The following is a 17967-nucleotide window of genomic DNA, read 5'->3' on the forward strand; positions in this document are numbered from 1 at the left end:
ATGTATTAAGTTATGACTAGAATTATTCTGTGAGCGAAATGATTTTAATTTTTTGTAAACACTCTATAATATATGTAGGTGAGATTATTGTGAAAAAACTAACAAAAATGGTTTTAAGTTATAAATTATACCCCGCACTCATGTTAATCATGAGCGTTTTTTTATCTTTTACGGTCGTTGTGCAAAACATTTCAATTTCACACTTTTTAAATCACTTACTGTATTACCAACAACAATCTTTATTATTATTGTTATCAGTTATTTTTATCTCCCTTATTTTAAGGGCAACATTTAATATGCTGATTCAATTTTTAGGAGATCATTTGGCATTTAAAATAAAGCATATGCTTAGAGAACAAATGATTTTGAAGAAAAGTGTCCGTTCAATTGGTGAAGAAATAAATATTTTAACTGAAAGTATTGATGGTATCGGTCCGTTCTTTCAGAGTTATTTACCTCAAGTCTTTAAATCAATGTTAATTCCCATCGTTATTATTATTACCATGTGTTTTGTTCATTTACCTACTGCTATTATTATGATAGTTACCGCACCTTTTATTCCATTGTTTTATGTTATTTTTGGACTTAAAACAAGAGATGAGTCGAAGGATCAAATGACATATTTAAACCAGTTTAGTCAACGTTTTTTAAATACTGCTAAAGGTCTTATTACATTTAAACTTTTAAATCAAACGAAACATTCTGAGCAACAACTTTATAAAGACAGTACACGTTTTAGAGATTTAACAATGCGTATTTTGAAAAGTGCCTTTTTATCAGGACTTATGCTTGAATTCATAAGTATGTTAGGGATTGGATTGGTCGCATTGGAAGTGGCTTTAAGCTTAGTTGTGTTTAACCATATCAACTTTGTGACTGCAGCGATTGCGATTATTTTAGCTCCTGAATTTTATAATGCGATTAAAGACTTAGGTCAAGCATTTCATACAGGTAAGCAAAGTGAAGGTTCTAGCGATGTGGTGTTTTCATTTTTAGAATCTGAAGATAAAGCTGACTCACCTACATTAAAAGTGGATGAGAAACAGTTTGAACAAGTTTTAATCAAACATGTTGATTTTCAATACGCTAATAGTAATCATATGGCATTGAAAAACATTTCATTTTCGGTAAATAAAGGAGAAAAGGTCGCTATTGTGGGACCGAGTGGTGCAGGGAAATCCACTTTAGCTAAGTTGCTTAGTCAATCAGTAACACCCACACATGGAAAACTTTCATTTAACCAAGCATCATTAAATATTGGATTTCTAAGTCAGCGCCCATATATATTTGCAGATTCTATCAAAAATAATATTGCAATGTATGATGATGAGATATGTGATGCGCAAGTGATTCAAGTGCTTGATGAAGTGGGGTTAAAAGAGAAAGTACTTTCATTGAAATATGGTATCTATACTTCTATTGGTGAAGGTGGGGAAATGTTATCAGGTGGACAAATGAGACGTATTGAGTTAAGTCGTTTATTATTATTGAAACCTGATATTGTTATTTTTGATGAACCAGCGATAGGATTAGATATTGAAACTGAAAAGGTCATACAACAAGTATTAGAGCATCATTTTTCTACAACGACAGTGTTTATTATTGCACACCGTGATTCAACCATTCGAAGTTCAGCACGGCGTATATATCTCGAAAGTGGTCATCTTATAAAAGATGACTCGATCATTTCTGTTTCGCGTAGTGAGGTGACGATAGATCAATGAAATCACGTATTCATTTTAGTATAGATAGAGATTTAATATGCGCTATCATGGTAGGTGTTTTAGGTGGAATTATAGCATTAGCAATGTTCTTTTTAAGTGGTTATATGATTACTCAAAGTGCGCTAGGTACGCCACTCTATGCATTAATGATTTTAGTTGTATCTGTTAAATTGTTTGGATTTTTAAGAGCAATCACACGCTATATAGAAAGATTACTTTCACACAAGACGACATTTACAATGTTACGTAATGTACGAGTTCAATTTTTAAAAATGCTATATCCAGTCGTTCCAGATATCTATAGAAGATTTAATTCAAGTGATCTTATTACAAAAATGATAAGCCGTGTAGAAGCTTTACAAAACATATATCTGAGAGTATATTACCCACCGATTGTAATCGGATTAACTGCAATTGTTTCAGTAATAACTATGTTGTTTTTATCACCACTACATGCATTAGTGATTACTTTAAGTATGTTATTAACTTTATGGATTGTTCCTTGTTTAAGTGCTAAGAAAGCACGTAAATTAAAGCAACAAGTGACTCAAACGCAAAAAATATTTCTTAAAAGATATTATGATTATAAAGAAGGTCATGAAGAATTAAAACGTTTCAATCGTAGCGATGACTTCAAAAATACAGTTTCCCATGCTTTACGTCAATTTGATGATATGCAACTTAAGGAACGCCGATTTCTTTCAATTTATGACTACTTGTTAAACTTAATTGCAATGTTCTCAATATTTATGTGTTTAGTGTTAGGCGCGCAACAGATTCATGATGGTCAGCTCAATGCTATTTATATTACAAGTATTATATTGATGATATTAACTTTATTTGAACAAGCAGTACCTATGAGCAATGTGGCATATTATAAAGCGGATACAGACCAGGCACTTGAAGAGATACACGAGGTTATTGTACCTAAGTATAAAATTCCTTCAGAACATACAAACTTAAAGCGTTCGCAAAATGTTTTATTAGAAATTAAAAATGTCACTTTTAAATATGAACATCAATATCACTCTATTCTAAAACAGATTAATCTAACCTTTGAATATGGTGATAAGGTAGCGATCATCGGTCCTTCTGGATCAGGTAAAAGTACTTTGCTTCATGTATTACTTGGGCTATTTCAAATAGAAGAGGGAAAAGTGATATTAAACGGTAAAGATATGAACAGTATCAATGACAATGAAAAATATCAAACATTTAATGCAATGCTTCAATCTCAATATATTTTTGATGGTACAATTCGTGATAATTTATTTTCTGAGCAATCAGATGATCACCTCAAAAAGGTTCTCGAAGATGTTGGATTAGAATATTTAAATTTAGATAGTATAGTTAAGTTAGACGGTCATAATTTATCAGGTGGGGAAGTTCAACGTCTAAGTTTAGCGAGATTGCTATTAAGATCTTCGGCCGATTTTTGGATATTAGATGAACCTACTACAGCACTAGATATTAATAATACCCAAAAAATTATAAATTTGATTGAATCCTTATCTCAAACACTCATCATAGCTACACATGATTTAGAAATACTTCCAAGATTTAATAAAATTATAGTCATGAATGACGGAGAAATAATAGAAAATGGTTCATATCAAGAATTAATGCAGCATGATGGTTATTTAAAAAAAGTAATAGAAATGAATAGAAACGAAATGAAATTTTTTAATTAAATAATATATAACAAAATCCTGAGACACTAAATTTTGTCTCAGGATTTTGTTATATATTGGTAGTCGATGACTAAAATGAAAAAGAACTTGTATTCAGTCTTCTCAGTCATAGTTCTCGTTACCACAGGAAGAACATGAATTTAATTCAAATTCTGTCCACACCTTTATTATATAATATGTTTGAGTGTACAATGTATTTAAAACTTAACCTTTAACTTTAGTTTCATGACAGCAACACATTACTTTTCTTTTGTTTCGATAAATGCATCGATGACTTTACCTAATAAACGATTAAGTTCTTTGACCTCATCTTTAGATAAAGAAGAAGCAGTTGCAACTTTCTCAGATGCGTTGCTTAATTCGGGCCTAATCATTTCACTTTTGTCTGTTAAGTGAATAAATACTTCACGTTGATCTACTTCAGAACGTTCACGTTTGATTAAATCAACTTGTTCCATTCTCTTGAGTAATGGTGATACAGTTCCAGTATCAAGTGCTAATTCTGTAACGACCTTTTTGACGTTAACAGGTGATTCATCCCATAATATTGTTAAAACAAGAAATTGTGGGTATGTTAGATTGTACTTTTTAAAGACTTTGTTTGAATAGTAGCGATTAACTTGTCTTTGAGCGTTGTACAAACTAAAGCATAGCTGCTCTTTTAAATTATGTTGTTCAGACATTAAAGTTCTCCTCCAGACATTCTATCCGTATTCTCTTTTTTTTCGGATTGGAATCCATCTATGTTGCTTGTTTTATATACAACACTATGATTCAATGTCATGCTAAAATTAAAGTATGTTTAAAGTTTAGAAGATATCTTACATTAAATCAAGTAAAAAGATAATTAAATATTTATGTTATCATATATTAAAATGTTTGTAATAGTAAAGGATATATTAAAATGAAAAATAATAAAAATGAAAAGTTGAAAATCACAATCGTTAGCGGTTTCTTAGGCAGTGGTAAAACTACGTTCCTGACACATTATATTAATGAATTATTAAAAATTGATGAGAAAATAACAGTAATTATGAACGAATTTGGATCATTTGATGTAGATGGTAACCATTTGAGTGAATTAGTCAAAGTGTATCCATTATTGAATGGTTGTGTTTGTTGTGATATGAAATCAGATTTAGTTCAACAAATTGAGATGCTCAGTCACAACCATGAAACGGACCATATTATAATAGAAGCAACTGGTATCGCGCATCCTATTGAATTGATCATGGCGTGTCAAGATCCTCGCATAGTTCAGTTTGTTGAACGTCCCCATGTTGTTAGTATTGTTGATGCACTTCGCTTTTTACAAAGACAACAGTATACTGACTCCACAAAGCGTCTCATGGAAGAACAACTCGAGGTAAGCGATGTGCTCGTCGTTAATAAATTAGATTTAATAACTGTTGAAGACAGAGATACTTTAAAAAAACAACTTAACGAAGTAAACAAATATAGTTCAAAAATATATACTACTTATGGACAAGTTAATATCGATGAGATGCCACAATTTCGTGATCAATTAGTAATGACACACACACATTCTCATCACCATGGTATAAATAGTATGCAATACACATTTACAACAGCCATTGATCGACAATTATTTTACCAATTTATTTTGCGTATGCCTGATAATGTTTTAAGATTAAAGGGATATGTACAATTTAAAGATGAACCCAATGTGACATATGAGTTTCAATATTCATTTGGTATGCCAGATTATGAAGTTATTAATGGGGATTATCCGTTAACGATAGTATTGATTGGTGAACAACTTGATGTTAACAGATTAAAAAATAAACTCGATATGTTGCAATTCTCATAAATAAGGAGAGTATGATAAAAATGAATGAAGATAACCGTAACAAACAAATTAAATTTGAAAGAAACCTAATCACTTTTCCATATTTAGGTTTTGCCTTTGTTGTCTTATTATTTAATATCTTTTATACCGATGTAAAAATTACAATGGTCTTATTTGGTCTATTCTTTGCTTACAATTTAGGAATGCTTTTTATTGCCTTCATAAGACATTTTAAACGTACACTTATATTAACCTTAATACTAACAATATTAAGTGGTATAGCATTTTTTGTACTGCTTTATGTTTTTGGATTAAATCATGATATTTTTGGATAGTCAGTCATTATATAAATATTTATTTCACATAAGTCTTCAAGCGCTTTGTCATTTCAATGTTATAATTAACATGAATTGGCAAAGCTTTTTGATTTTTAAAGAGAAAATTAAACAAGGGGGCATTGCTTATGGTCAATAGAAGAAAGATATCAATTATTGGTGCGGGACATACAGGAGGGACTCTAGCATTCATTCTTGCACAAAAGGAATTAGCAGAAATTGTGTTGATTGAACGCCAGCAATCAGAGGGGATGGCTAAAGGAAAGGCGTTAGATATTTTAGAAAGCGGACCCATTTGGGGGTTTGACACACCTATACATGGTTCAGTAAATATAGAAGATATTAAAGACTCAGACGTAGTGGTGATGACTGCAGGTATACCTAGGAAATCAGGAATGACAAGAGAAGACTTAGTTCAAACTAATGAACAAATAGTACGAGAAACTGCACTACAAATTGCAACGTATGCACCTCAGTCAATAATTATTGTACTGACTAATCCGGTTGATGTTATGACATATACAGCATTTAAAGCATCAGGTTTTCCTAAAGAACGTATTATTGGTCAATCTGGAATTTTAGACGCTGCAAGATATCGAACTTTTATCGCTCAAGAACTTAACGTGTCTGTCAAAGATGTAAATGGGTTTGTGTTAGGAGGACACGGTGATACGATGTTACCTTTGGTAAATACAACACACATTAATGGGATTCCCGTTAAACATCTTATTTCTAAAGAAAAGATTGATCAAATTGTTGAACGTACACGTAAGGGTGGTGCAGAAATTGTTGAATTATTAGGTCAAGGCTCAGCTTATTATGCACCAGCAACTGCCATATATGAAACTATAGATGCAATTTTTAATGATCGGAAACGTTTATTACCAAGTATTGCTTATCTAGAAGGAGAATACGGATGCTCAGATATTTGTTTTGGTGTTCCTACTATAATAGGATATCAAGGAATAGAAAAGATTATAGAGGTAGATATGAATAATGATGAATATCAACAACTACAACACTCTGCGCAAGCTGTGAGTGAAGTCAAAAACTCATTAAAATTCAAATAAATAACTAGGAAATCCTTCATCGGAAGTTGTTAGATTTTTGTGAAAATTGTGTGAAGGGTATTTGTCGTTGAAATATAAAAGCGCTTTCTTGATATAATGAACATATATTTATAGAATAAGGAGACGATGATAATGGCTAAAGGGGACCAATATCAAGCACACACTGAAAAATATCATGATAAAAAGTCTAAAAAAAATTATAAACCTGTGTGGATTATCATTAGTTTTATTATTTTAATTACTATCTTGTTATTACCCACACCAGCAGGATTGTCTGTAATGGCTAAAGCAGCATTAGCTATTCTAGCTTTCGCTGTAGTTATGTGGGTTACAGAAGCAGTTACTTATCCAGTTTCTGCAACATTAATTTTAGGATTAATGATACTTTTACTAGGTTTAAGTCCAGTTCAAGATTTATCCGAAAAACTTGGAAACCCTAAAAGTGGCGACATAATACTAAAAGGTAGCGATATTTTAGGAACGAATAACGCGCTTAGTCACGCTTTCAGTGGTTTTTCAACCTCAGCCGTAGCACTTGTAGCTGCAGCATTATTTTTAGCAGCAGCAATGCAGGAAACCAATTTACATAAACGACTTGCATTACTTGTGCTATCAATTGTAGGAAATAAAACTAGAAATATAGTCATTGGTGCTATTTTAGTATCTATTGTTCTAGCATTTTTTGTACCATCAGCTACAGCGCGTGCTGGTGCAGTTGTCCCAATATTACTGGGAATGATTGCTGCATTTAATGTGAGTAAGGATAGTAGACTTGCTTCATTATTAATTATTACTGCTGTACAAGCAGTTTCGATATGGAATATAGGTATTAAAACGGCTGCAGCACAAAATATTGTAGCCATCAATTTTATTAACCAAAATTTAGGACATGATGTATCATGGGGAGAGTGGTTTTTATATGCTGCGCCGTGGTCAATCATTATGTCTATAGCTCTTTATTTTATAATGATTAAGTTTATGCCACCTGAACACGATAAAATTGAAGGTGGCAAAGAGTTAATTAAAAAGGAACTTAATAAATTAGGACCAGTCAGTCATAGAGAATGGCGACTAATTGTGATTTCAGTGCTTTTATTATTCTTCTGGTCGACTGAGAAAGTATTACATCCGATTGATTCAGCTTCGATTACACTAGTTGCTCTAGGTATTATGCTGATGCCAAAGATTGGTGTTATTACTTGGAAAGGTGTTGAAAAGAAGATTCCGTGGGGAACGATTATAGTATTTGGTGTAGGAATCTCACTTGGTAATGTATTACTTAAAACAGGAGCCGCTCAATGGTTAAGCGATCAAACATTTGGTTTAATGGGGCTTAAACATTTACCAATCATAGCAACTATTGCGTTAATTACTTTATTTAATATATTAATACATTTAGGTTTTGCAAGTGCAACGAGCTTAGCCTCTGCGTTAATACCTGTGTTTATTTCTTTGACTTCAACGCTAAATTTAGGTGATCATGCTATTGGTTTTGTATTAATACAACAATTTGTGATTAGTTTTGGTTTCCTGCTACCTGTTAGTGCACCACAAAATATGCTTGCATATGGTACTGGGACTTTTACTGTAAAGGATTTTTTAAAGACAGGTATACCTTTAACGATAGTAGGTTATATTTTAGTTATCGTTTTTAGTTTGACGTATTGGAAATGGCTTGGTTTAGTATAAGTAAAAGATTTAGGTATTTAAATGATAATTATAAATGTCTCGTAAAGTTTAATATTTTAACTTTACGAGACATATTTTATAAATTCGTGGCAAGTTAATCTTAATAGTTGAAATGAAGCGTATAAAAATATATGAATGTAAATAGAATTTAGTATTAGGGTATAACAAAAAATTAATGTTAGGTGGTAATATCTAATGGCTATAGGTGTCATTTTAAATAGAGTTTTTAGGATAAATAATAACCCCTTATTTGATTATATATATAGAAATAAAGAATCTATAAATCAATGTTATTTTATTATTCCAACTGAAGAGTTTGAAGAAGAAGCAAAAAAGAAAGCACAATACTATTATGGGTCCATACAGAAGTTTATGTATGAACTACAACGATATGATATAGAACCCTTTTTGATGTCTTATGATAAATTAATAGATTTTTGTAAAAAACAAGCTATAGACAAAGTTGTTGTTGCAGGTGATATTATGAGTTATCATCATGAAGAATATGATATTTTACATCAAAGAAAACGGTTTAAACAAGCTGATATTCAAGTAATATCATTAAGGGCAAATCATTATTTTAACCCTTGCAAAACACATAATAAACAAGGGGAACCTTATAAAGTATTTACCAGTTTTTATAGAAAATGGCGTCCTTACTTAATGATTAGAGATGAATATGACTATCATTTAGAAGATATTACAAAGGTTGCAGTGAAATCTCAACATAAACTTAAAAAAGATTATCATTCATATGGCATAAGTGAACGTGATGTTCAAAATCGTTGGGCTGAATTTTTATCTCAAGATATCGAAAATTATAAAGAAAACAGGGAATATTTGTCTGAAGTATTAACAAGCCAACTAAGTATTTACTTAGCTTATGGAATGATAGATATTATACAAGTTTTCAACGATTTACTTCAAAATTATGATAAAAATGAACAAAATTACGAAGCTTTTATACGTGAATTGATTTTTAGAGAGTTTTATTATGTATTAATGACCAATTATCCCGAAACAGCTCATGTTGCTTTTAAAGAAAAATACCAACAATTGAAATGGTCTTATGATGAAGAGAATTTTAAATTGTGGAAAGATGGGAATACTGGTTTTCCTATTATTGATGCAGCAATGGAGGAACTTAAAACAACTGGATTTATGCATAATCGCATGAGAATGATAGTTTCTCAATTTTTAACTAAGGATTTGTTTATTGACTGGATTTGGGGTGAGTCATTTTTCAAACAAAAATTAATAGATTATGATGCAGCTTCAAATGTTCACGGATGGCAATGGTCGGCTTCTACTGGAACAGATGCTGTACCATACTTTAGAATGTTTAATCCTATAAGACAAAGCGAGCGTTTTGATAATAATGCTCGATATATTAAAACTTACATTCCAAAATTAAATCAGATAGATGCTAAGTATTTACACGATACCCATAAATTCGAGCAACAAATAAAGGGTCAAGGTGTTGAAATAGGTAAAGACTATCCTAAACAAATGATTGATCACAAAGAAAGTAGACAACGTGTAATGTCAGAATTCAAAGCATTAGATTAAAGAAAAAAGATCTGAACAACAGTATACGTGTGTTCAGATCTTTATCTAGTTACATAAAAAAACAAACATAGATTAAAATATATTCTAACAAAGTTAAAATATACATATATTTAAGGTTTAATTTAGTTTTAAAAGGGACTTCCCAATTTGTATAACGGGTCTCATAATAAAATAATTGCATCAAATATAATCCTATCCCCAACGGTAAACACATTAATAAAATAGCTTTAGTATAGCTCCATCCTATTTGATGCCATAAATGACCTATCATGAGTTGAATCATGATGAGACATACCATTAATATTACTTCAATCATCATTGGTAAAATCTCACCCCTTTAACAAACAATATGACTGTTGCTTGTATGAGCACCATTAGAATGACAAATAGTAACGCTTTAACATCTATGATTAAAAAAACCTCTTTCACAATTTTTAAAGGTGCATTTAATAAATAGACAGTATGTAGTCTTAAGAATCGACCGATGTAAATACCTAATCCATTTAAGAACATTAATATAACTATCAATAGTCGATTTATCCATACATAAGACGTAAAATGTGCAATTTCTAAAAATATAAGAGTTGTGAGGTATATTGCTAAGAGTACGCCAAGTATTAAATAGGTGAAATAAATCCATTCTGTGATGTTTAATCCAGCTAAAAAGTTAAATTGAAATTGGTTTAAGTGTATGAGATCGGTAATCATATAAAATGTGTTTGGAACTAATAATAGAAATATGAGTCCGAAAACAATAAATAAGGGCCATTCAAAAGCTTTGACTGGTTTGAATAATTTTAAAAGTAGACAAAGTTCAAAAGGCACGTATGCTAAAAATAAATTTAACGTCATAAAGTTAAAAATATGTGATTCAGTCAAAGATATAGCAAATAAGATAATGAAATATATTCTTGCAAAGTAACGAGATTGCATAACCACGCACTACTTTCTATAGAGTTTAATAATCGAGAGTTAATGATAACTTTTACATTGAGGCATTTCAAACAATTTGAGGTGCTTTCTGTTTATACAGATGTGAAAGTGAAGAAAAATTAAACCGTACATTCATTAGACTTTGGTAAATTTGATTAAGATTATGTCGAAAGTTTAGGAAGATACAGTTTCGTTTAATTATATGCTAAATTTTTAACTAAAAATAGAGTTTAGTGAAATTTAAATATTAAACTTTTCAAAATGATTGTCATGCCACGTTAAATTGTTATACAATGTAGAAACTTTTAGTAAAGTAAAGTTTTTATGCGAGACATTAAAATTAAAAAATAAACTTGCGATAAAATTCAAAATGATTGGTATGCTTATCATATTAGAAAAAAAAGGGGGGTGTCCTATGAAAAAGCAATTATTTATTCTTTATTTTAATATATTTCTTATATTTTTAGGAATTGGGTTAGTTATTCCTGTACTTCCTGTATATTTAAAGGATTTAGGATTAAAAGGTAGTGATTTAGGAATGCTAGTTGCTGCCTTTGCATTATCACAAATGATTATTTCACCATTTGGTGGGACACTAGCTGATAAATTGGGGAAAAAATTAATTATATGTATCGGTTTAGTATTCTTTTCTGTCTCTGAATTTATGTTCGCAGCCGGTCAAAGTTTTACCATTTTAATCATTTCACGTGTTTTAGGTGGTTTTAGTGCAGGCATGGTCATGCCTGGTGTAACAGGTATGATTGCAGATATTTCTCCAGGAGCTGATAAAGCTAAAAACTTTGGATATATGTCGGCAATTATTAATTCAGGTTTCATATTAGGGCCTGGATTTGGAGGGTTTTTAGCTGAAATTTCACATAGATTACCTTTCTATGTTGCTGGAACATTAGGTGTTGTTGCATTCATTATGTCAGTTTTATTAATTCATAATCCTCACAAAGCAACCACAGATGGATTCCACCAATATCAACCCGAATTATTCACTAAAATTAATTGGAAAGTATTTATTACGCCAGTTATATTAACACTTGTATTAGCATTTGGTTTATCTGCTTTTGAAACATTGTTTTCTTTATATACAGCTGACAAAGTAAATTATACTCCTAAAGATATTTCGATAGCTATTATCGGTGGAGGCGTGTTCGGCGCATTATTCCAGGTATTCTTCTTTGATAAATTTATGAAATATATGAGTGAACTTAATTTTATTGCATGGTCATTACTATATTCAGCTATTGTTCTCGTTATGTTAGTGCTTGCAAACGGTTATTGGACGATTATGATTATTAGCTTTGTTGTTTTTATAGGCTTTGATATGATTAGACCGGCTTTAACCAATTACTTCTCGAATATAGCAGGTAAACGGCAAGGTTTTGCAGGTGGATTGAATTCAACTTTTACCAGTATGGGTAACTTTATAGGTCCTCTTGTAGCTGGTGCATTATTCGATGTTAATTTAGAGTTTCCTTTATATATGGCTATTGCGGTTTCATTAAGTGGAATTATCATTATTTTTATTGAAAAAGGACTTAAGTCACGTCGTAAAGAAGCAAATTAATACTCAAGGGGCCCCAACAAAAAGAATTTCACCAAGAAATTCCACAGACAAGGCAAGTTGGGGTTTGGGGCCCCAACAAAAAGAATTTCACCGAGAAATTCCACGGACAAGGCAAGTTTAGACGGAAGAGGTGGGACACAGTGTTCAAGATGACTTCTGTGTCCCACTTCTTTTGTTTTATAACTTGTAATGCAAAGTTGATGTTATCTTAAATATAAGTTTTAAAAGATTATGAATTATTAGTGGTTTATGTAACAAAAATAACAACTACATTAATGTTATTGTTACAAATATTACAATCTATTTAAATTGTAATCTACATATCTTTTGTTTAAAGTTGTTGTGTTAAGATAGAATAAATCTTAAGAGAAATGTGGGTAAGGAGATGAAATTGAAAAACTTATTTTTAAGTTCTGTTGCAGTTATTTTGTCAATTTGTTTAGTACTTTTATTATTTTTAGCTACAAACCAAAATGCATTAGCGAAAGTCCATAAAACAATTTGCACTTTTACTAAAGTAAAAACAGTTTCTCATAACAATATATTCCCTAATATAAATATGAATCATGTTGCTGAAGCTTCAGAAAAAAACTCTGATCATCAAAAGAATGTTAATAAAACAAATCAACAAAGTGTAAGAACGCAAACATCTTATGATTTCAACCCACAAGAATGTAAAGTAATTGCTTTGAATTACGCTGAGAATCATTTAAGTAAAAAATATAATATAGAGCGTACCTTCAACGAGTCGCTTCATTCAGTATATGTATTTTCTAGTGAAAATAAACTTCATCAAACTAAGGTTAAAGTCAATAAAAGTGGGACTGTACATGCATCAAACATCAATTATCATTAATTAACACGCTTTCTACTATATAAGAAAGCGTGTTTTTAATAGTGTTAGTGTAAATGAAATAAAGTTTTCATGTTAAAATGAATTGTGAATGATTATTATAAAGGGTGAGTATATGTCTAAAACTAAAAAAACAAATGCAATGCGGATTTTAGATAGAGCTAAAATTAATTATCAAATGAATACTTACGAAGTTACTGACAAGCATCAACATGGAGAAGAGATTGCTCAACTCGTAGGTGCTAAAATAGAAGAAGTCTTTAAAACACTTGTACTAGAGAATTCTAATCATGAACACTATGTTTTTGTCATTCCAGTTAATGAAACGTTAGATATGAAGAAGGCTGCTCATGTTGTTAATGAAAAGAAATTGAACTTAATGCCTCTCGATCAATTAAAACAAGTAACAGGGTATGTTAGAGGAGGATGTTCACCTATCGGTATGAAACATTCATTCAAAACGACGATTGATGCTTCCGCTAGAAATTTAGAAAAAGTTTATATTAGCGGAGGTCAAAGAGGGATGCAAATTATCATTTATGTGAATGATTTAATTGACATGACAAAGGCTCAAGTAGAATCTATTACACAGAATTAATCATAAATAGACATTTAATATTTCAACATTATTTGAATAAATTTGTAAAGACATTGTTTAATAAATAGAAAATGATCACTGAAAATCAAAATGTACGACTTAAATTGTGATGATGTAATCCATTTTAAACACCTAATCTGAAAGGTGTTTTTATTTTTGTCACAAAATGATTGTTTTTGATTGAAAATGGAAGATTTTGATTGAAATATGTAAGCGTAGCCATTACAATATAAGTGAGTTAGGGGGAGGTATAGCAGTGATATCAGAAAAACGACAGAATTTAATTTTACAAGAATTAACTCAAAAGGACTTTTTAACACTTCAAGATTTAGTTGAGAGAACAGGATGTAGTGCATCAACTATACGAAGAGATTTATCTAAGTTGCAAAATATGGGTAAATTACAACGTGTACATGGTGGTGCTACAATTCATCAAAATCGAGTTAAGGAACCTAAGTTATCTGAAAAAAGAACTCAGAATTTACGTGAAAAACAAGAAATCGCTAAACGTGCTGCATGTGATATCCAAGATCATGAATGTATATTTCTAGATGCGGGTTCCTCAACTTTTGAGTTAATTCAATATATTGAGGCAAAAGATATTACTGTTGTAACAAACGGAATGACACATGTTGAAGAACTATTAAAGCACGGTATTAAAACTTTAATGGTTGGTGGCCAAGTTAAACCTACGACAATGGCTACAGTTGGTGCTAACGCGTTAGAAACATTAAGACGTTATTGTTTTGATCGCGCTTTTATAGGAATGAACGGTATTGATGTAAAATATGGATTAACAACCCCTGATGAACAAGAAGCTTTGATTAAAGAAACAGCTATGAAACTATCAAATCATAAATATGTGCTTGTCGATCAATCAAAGTTTAATCAAATTTATTTTGCAAGAGTTCCAATTTTAGATGGGCTTAGCATCATAACTTCGCAAAAGGCAATGCAAAGCAAGATGACTGAAGCTTACATGAATGAATTTAATTTTTTAGGAGGGAAATCATGATATATACAGTTACCTTCAATCCTTCAATCGATTACATCATTTTTACTGATGGATTTGAAATAGCAGGATTAAATCGGGCAAAAGCAACGTATAAATTTGCTGGAGGTAAGGGAATCAATGTATCAAGAGTACTTAAAACTTTAGATGTTGATTCTACAGCCTTAGGATTTTCAGGAGGTTTCCCTGGGGATTTTATTACTCAAACACTTGAGGACAGTAATATTCAATCAAATTTTGTTCAAGTAGATGAGGATACGCGTATTAATGTGAAACTAAAATCAGGTCAAGAAACAGAAATCAATGCACCCGGACCTAAAGTGACACACGCGCAATTTGAACAACTTTTATCACAAATACGTCGCACTACAAAAGACGATATTGTTATTGTAGCTGGAAGTGTACCGAAAAGTATTCCAAGTGATGCTTATGCACAAATAGCACAAATCACTGAAAAAACTGGTGCGCAACTAGTTGTTGATGCAGAAAAAGATCTTGTTGAAACAGTATTACCATATCGACCATTATTTATTAAACCAAACAAAGATGAATTAGAAGTAATGTTTAACACTACAGTCAAGAGTGATGAAGAGGTTATAAAGTATGGTAAAGAAATTTTAAAAAAAGGGGCACAATCAGTCATCATTTCACTTGGTGGTGATGGTGCGATATATGTTGATCAACATCAAAGTATTAAAGCTGTGAATCCACAAGGACATGTAGTTAATACAGTAGGATCTGGTGATAGTACAGTGGCAGGTATGGTAGCAGGGTTGTCCATGGGTCTTAATGTAGATGAAGCTTTTCAACAGGCCGTAGCTTCAGGAACAGCGACTGCTTTTTCAGAAGATTTAGCGACAAGAGATGCTATAGAAAATATTAAATCTCAAGTGACAATTTCTGTACTTGATGGGGAGTGAAAAAGATGAGAATTACTGAACTGTTAACTAAAGAAACAATAGCGATGGATTTAGATGCTTCTGATAAGAGTGGGGTGATTACTGAGCTAGTTAATCAATTGGATAAAGCAGGTAAGTTAAGTGATCCTGTATCGTTTAAAGAGGCAATTCATAATCGTGAATCTCAGAGTACAACAGGGATTGGTGAAGGTATTGCTATACCACATGCTAAAGTTGCAGCAGTTAAAACACCTGCAATTGCATTCGGTAAATCTAAAGAAGGTGTGGATTATCAGAGTTTAGACATGCAACCTGCACACTTATTCTTTATGATTGCAGCGCCTGAAGGTGGAGCACAAACGCACTTAGATGCACTTGCGAAACTTTCCGGAATATTAATGGATGAGAAAATACGTGAAAAATTAATTCATGCTGAATCTCCTGAAGAAGTGTTAAACATTATCGATGAAGCTGATGATGAGGCAACAAAAGAAGAAGAAGCAGAAGCGAATGAAAATGCAACTGTTTCAACTGACAACTCAAGTCAAGATAATAATGAGCCATATGTTTTAGCAGTTACAGCATGCCCAACTGGTATAGCCCACACATATATGGCACGTGACGCTTTGAAAAAGCAAGCTGAGAAGATGAACATCAAAATTAAAGTTGAAACAAATGGTTCTAGTGGTATTAAAAATCATTTAACTGAACAAGACATAGAACGTGCAACTGGAATAATTGTTGCAGCAGATGTCCATGTAGAAACTGATCGTTTTGATGGAAAAAATGTGGTTGAGGTTCCTGTTGCTGATGGTATTAAACGCCCCGAAGAACTAATTAATACAGCATTAGATACAAATCGTAAACCATTCGTAGCGCAAGGTGGATCGAAAAAACATGACGATAATGAAGAAAAGTTAAGTCCAGGAAAAGCATTCTATAAACATTTAATGAATGGTGTTTCTAATATGTTACCACTTGTTATTTCGGGTGGTATCTTAATGGCAATTGTATTCTTATTCGGCGCAAACTCATTTAAACCTGATAGTTCAGAATATAATGCATTTGCTGAACAATTATGGAATATCGGTAGAAATAGTGCCTTTGCTTTAATTATTCCGATTTTAGCTGGTTTCATTGCACGTAGTATTGCAGATAAACCAGGTTTTGCAGCTGGTTTAGTTGGTGGTATGTTAGCTATTTCTGGAGGTTCTGGATTTATTGGTGGAATTATTGCAGGTTTCTTAGCAGGTTATTTAACTCAAGGAATTAAATATATTACACGTAAATTGCCACAAGCAATTGAAGGCTTGAAACCTACTTTAATCTATCCATTGCTTTCTGTTTCAATTACTGGATTATTAATGGTGTATGTCTTTAATCCGCCAGCAGCTTGGTTAAATCATTTGTTATTAAATGGTTTAAATAGTTTGTCAGGCTCTAATATTATGTTACTTGGTCTTGTGATTGGAGCTATGATGGCAATTGACATGGGCGGTCCATTTAATAAAGCAGCTTATGTATTTGCTACTGCTGCACTAACTGAAGGTAATGCAGCTCCAATTACTGCGGCGATGATTGGTGGTATGATTCCTCCATTAGCTATCGCTACAGCAATGTTAATCTTTAGAAGAAAATTCACTAAAGAGCAAAGAGGCTCAATTGTACCGAACTATGTTATGGGATTATCATTTATTACTGAAGGTGCCATCCCATTCGCAGCTGCCGATCCATTACGTGTGATTCCTTCAATGATGGTTGGTTCAGGTGTGGCTGGAGCAATAGCTTTAGGTTTAGGCTCAAGTATCAAAGCCCCTCACGGTGGAATTTTTGTCATTGTTGGTACTGATTTTAGCCATATACTTCAAACTCTTATTGCTTTAGTTGTAGGTACGTTAGTTTCAGCTTTACTTTATGGTTTCTTGAAACCAAAAGTAACAGACAATGAAATTCAAGCATCTCAAGCCATGGATGAATAGTAATCATATAATTAGTAATAACAATGCTTTAAATATTTAGAAAATTAATTGAATTAAACGGTGATTTCCATTTCAAAATAAATGGGAATTGCCGTTTTTTGGTTATGTTGCAAAGTTAGAAAAATATAGCTAATTACCATTTTATCATGTCGTTATTCCCTTAACTGGCTAATATATGCCTAATTTCATGGCAAGGCGAAAATCCGTAGATCTGAAGAGACCTGCG

General features: G+C 31.9%; 16 protein-coding genes. 13 read left to right on the plus strand and 3 right to left on the minus strand.

The genetic code is table 11. The features are described 5' to 3' along the window. The first annotated feature begins 89 nt into the window (after positions 1-89). Together HMPREF3241_RS04855 and cydC are read left to right on the plus strand one after the other, a co-directional pair. Positions 90-1724, plus strand: a complete 1635-nt coding sequence (locus HMPREF3241_RS04855; protein WP_070853489.1) for an ABC transporter ATP-binding protein/permease — start codon at positions 90-92, stop codon at positions 1722-1724. After that, positions 1721-3415: a thiol reductant ABC exporter subunit CydC gene (gene cydC, locus HMPREF3241_RS04860; RefSeq protein ID WP_070853490.1), complete on the plus strand. Its 1695-nt coding sequence runs from the start codon at positions 1721-1723 to the stop codon at positions 3413-3415. Before HMPREF3241_RS04855 ends, cydC begins: the two co-directional genes overlap by 4 nt. A gap of 239 nt (positions 3416-3654) precedes the next feature. Here cydC and mgrA read toward each other — a convergent pair whose 3' ends face one another. Beyond that, positions 3655-4098, minus strand: a complete 444-nt coding sequence (mgrA, locus tag HMPREF3241_RS04865) for a global transcriptional regulator MgrA (protein ID WP_002445872.1) — start codon at positions 4096-4098, stop codon at positions 3655-3657. Positions 4099-4319: 221 nt separating this feature from the next. On the opposite strand from mgrA, the gene HMPREF3241_RS04870 reads away from it, so the two are divergent. The 5 genes from HMPREF3241_RS04870 to HMPREF3241_RS04890 all read left to right on the plus strand — a co-directional run bounded on the left by HMPREF3241_RS04870 (position 4320) and on the right by HMPREF3241_RS04890 (position 9888). After that, entirely contained in the window at positions 4320-5246 is a 927-nt protein-coding gene (locus tag HMPREF3241_RS04870) for a CobW family GTP-binding protein (protein WP_002505660.1), read from the plus strand. Positions 5247-5266: 20 nt separating this feature from the next. Continuing rightward, entirely contained in the window at positions 5267-5560 is a 294-nt protein-coding gene (locus tag HMPREF3241_RS04875; RefSeq protein WP_002457641.1) for a hypothetical protein, read from the plus strand. 128 nt (positions 5561-5688) lie between these two features. After that, positions 5689-6630, plus strand: a complete 942-nt coding sequence (gene mdh, locus HMPREF3241_RS04880; protein WP_002490753.1) for a malate dehydrogenase — start codon at positions 5689-5691, stop codon at positions 6628-6630. Between the two features lie 132 nt (positions 6631-6762). Beyond that, positions 6763-8319 carry an SLC13 family permease gene (locus HMPREF3241_RS04885; protein ID WP_002505661.1) on the plus strand — a complete coding sequence of 519 codons (1557 nt, stop codon included), beginning with the start codon at positions 6763-6765 and terminating at the stop codon, positions 8317-8319. A 195-nt stretch (positions 8320-8514) separates the two neighbouring features. Continuing rightward, on the plus strand, positions 8515-9888 hold the full coding sequence (locus HMPREF3241_RS04890) for a cryptochrome/photolyase family protein (protein ID WP_002505662.1): 1374 nt from the start codon (positions 8515-8517) through the stop codon (positions 9886-9888). Positions 9889-9937: 49 nt separating this feature from the next. Here HMPREF3241_RS04890 and HMPREF3241_RS04895 read toward each other — a convergent pair whose 3' ends face one another. Next, positions 9938-10207 carry a hypothetical protein gene (locus tag HMPREF3241_RS04895; RefSeq protein ID WP_002445879.1) on the minus strand — a complete coding sequence of 90 codons (270 nt, stop codon included), beginning with the start codon at positions 10205-10207 and terminating at the stop codon, positions 9938-9940. Then, positions 10204-10821, minus strand: coding sequence for a DUF1361 domain-containing protein (locus tag HMPREF3241_RS04900; RefSeq protein ID WP_070592866.1), 618 nt, complete (start codon positions 10819-10821; stop codon positions 10204-10206). Before HMPREF3241_RS04900 ends, HMPREF3241_RS04895 begins: the two co-directional genes overlap by 4 nt. 415 nt (positions 10822-11236) lie before the next feature. On the opposite strand from HMPREF3241_RS04900, the gene norA reads away from it, so the two are divergent. From norA to HMPREF3241_RS04930, 6 genes are all read left to right on the plus strand, one after another. Next, positions 11237-12400, plus strand: coding sequence for a multidrug efflux MFS transporter NorA (gene norA / locus HMPREF3241_RS04905; protein ID WP_070853491.1), 1164 nt, complete (start codon positions 11237-11239; stop codon positions 12398-12400). A gap of 385 nt (positions 12401-12785) precedes the next feature. Then, positions 12786-13256, plus strand: a complete 471-nt coding sequence (locus HMPREF3241_RS04910; RefSeq protein ID WP_002495838.1) for a hypothetical protein — start codon at positions 12786-12788, stop codon at positions 13254-13256. Between the two features lie 112 nt (positions 13257-13368). Next, positions 13369-13851, plus strand: a complete 483-nt coding sequence (gene ybaK, locus HMPREF3241_RS04915; RefSeq protein WP_070853492.1) for a Cys-tRNA(Pro) deacylase — start codon at positions 13369-13371, stop codon at positions 13849-13851. 256 nt (positions 13852-14107) lie between these two features. After that, on the plus strand, positions 14108-14866 hold the full coding sequence (locus HMPREF3241_RS04920) for a DeoR/GlpR family DNA-binding transcription regulator (RefSeq protein WP_002495837.1): 759 nt from the start codon (positions 14108-14110) through the stop codon (positions 14864-14866). Continuing rightward, a complete protein-coding gene (gene pfkB / locus HMPREF3241_RS04925; RefSeq protein WP_070853493.1) occupies positions 14863-15783 on the plus strand; it encodes a 1-phosphofructokinase in 921 nt (306 codons plus the stop codon). Before HMPREF3241_RS04920 ends, pfkB begins: the two co-directional genes overlap by 4 nt. 5 nt (positions 15784-15788) lie before the next feature. Then, a complete protein-coding gene (locus tag HMPREF3241_RS04930; RefSeq protein ID WP_070853494.1) occupies positions 15789-17741 on the plus strand; it encodes a PTS fructose transporter subunit IIABC in 1953 nt (650 codons plus the stop codon). Positions 17742-17967 lie beyond the last annotated feature (226 nt).

Origin of the sequence: Staphylococcus sp. HMSC34G04 (assembly GCF_001838765.1) — a bacterium.
In the GTDB taxonomy this organism is placed as follows: Bacteria; Bacillota; Bacilli; order Staphylococcales; family Staphylococcaceae; genus Staphylococcus; species Staphylococcus epidermidis.

Bases quoted from the DNA above. Each gene is read 5' to 3' on its own strand.
- HMPREF3241_RS04900 (WP_070592866.1), bottom strand. From the start codon at position 10,821: ATGCAATCTCGTTACTTTGCAAGAATATATTTCATTATCTTATTTGCT.
- pfkB (WP_070853493.1), top strand. From the start codon at position 14,863: ATGATATATACAGTTACCTTCAATCCTTCAATCGATTACATCATTTTT.
- cydC (WP_070853490.1), top strand. From the start codon at position 1,721: ATGAAATCACGTATTCATTTTAGTATAGATAGAGATTTAATATGCGCT.
- HMPREF3241_RS04875 (WP_002457641.1), top strand. From the start codon at position 5,267: ATGAATGAAGATAACCGTAACAAACAAATTAAATTTGAAAGAAACCTA.
- HMPREF3241_RS04890 (WP_002505662.1), top strand. From the start codon at position 8,515: ATGGCTATAGGTGTCATTTTAAATAGAGTTTTTAGGATAAATAATAAC.
- HMPREF3241_RS04870 (WP_002505660.1), top strand. From the start codon at position 4,320: ATGAAAAATAATAAAAATGAAAAGTTGAAAATCACAATCGTTAGCGGT.
- HMPREF3241_RS04885 (WP_002505661.1), top strand. From the start codon at position 6,763: ATGGCTAAAGGGGACCAATATCAAGCACACACTGAAAAATATCATGAT.
- norA (WP_070853491.1), top strand. From the start codon at position 11,237: ATGAAAAAGCAATTATTTATTCTTTATTTTAATATATTTCTTATATTT.
- mgrA (WP_002445872.1), bottom strand. From the start codon at position 4,098: ATGTCTGAACAACATAATTTAAAAGAGCAGCTATGCTTTAGTTTGTAC.
- HMPREF3241_RS04930 (WP_070853494.1), top strand. From the start codon at position 15,789: ATGAGAATTACTGAACTGTTAACTAAAGAAACAATAGCGATGGATTTA.
- HMPREF3241_RS04910 (WP_002495838.1), top strand. From the start codon at position 12,786: ATGAAATTGAAAAACTTATTTTTAAGTTCTGTTGCAGTTATTTTGTCA.
- HMPREF3241_RS04895 (WP_002445879.1), bottom strand. From the start codon at position 10,207: ATGATGATTGAAGTAATATTAATGGTATGTCTCATCATGATTCAACTC.
- ybaK (WP_070853492.1), top strand. From the start codon at position 13,369: ATGTCTAAAACTAAAAAAACAAATGCAATGCGGATTTTAGATAGAGCT.
- mdh (WP_002490753.1), top strand. From the start codon at position 5,689: ATGGTCAATAGAAGAAAGATATCAATTATTGGTGCGGGACATACAGGA.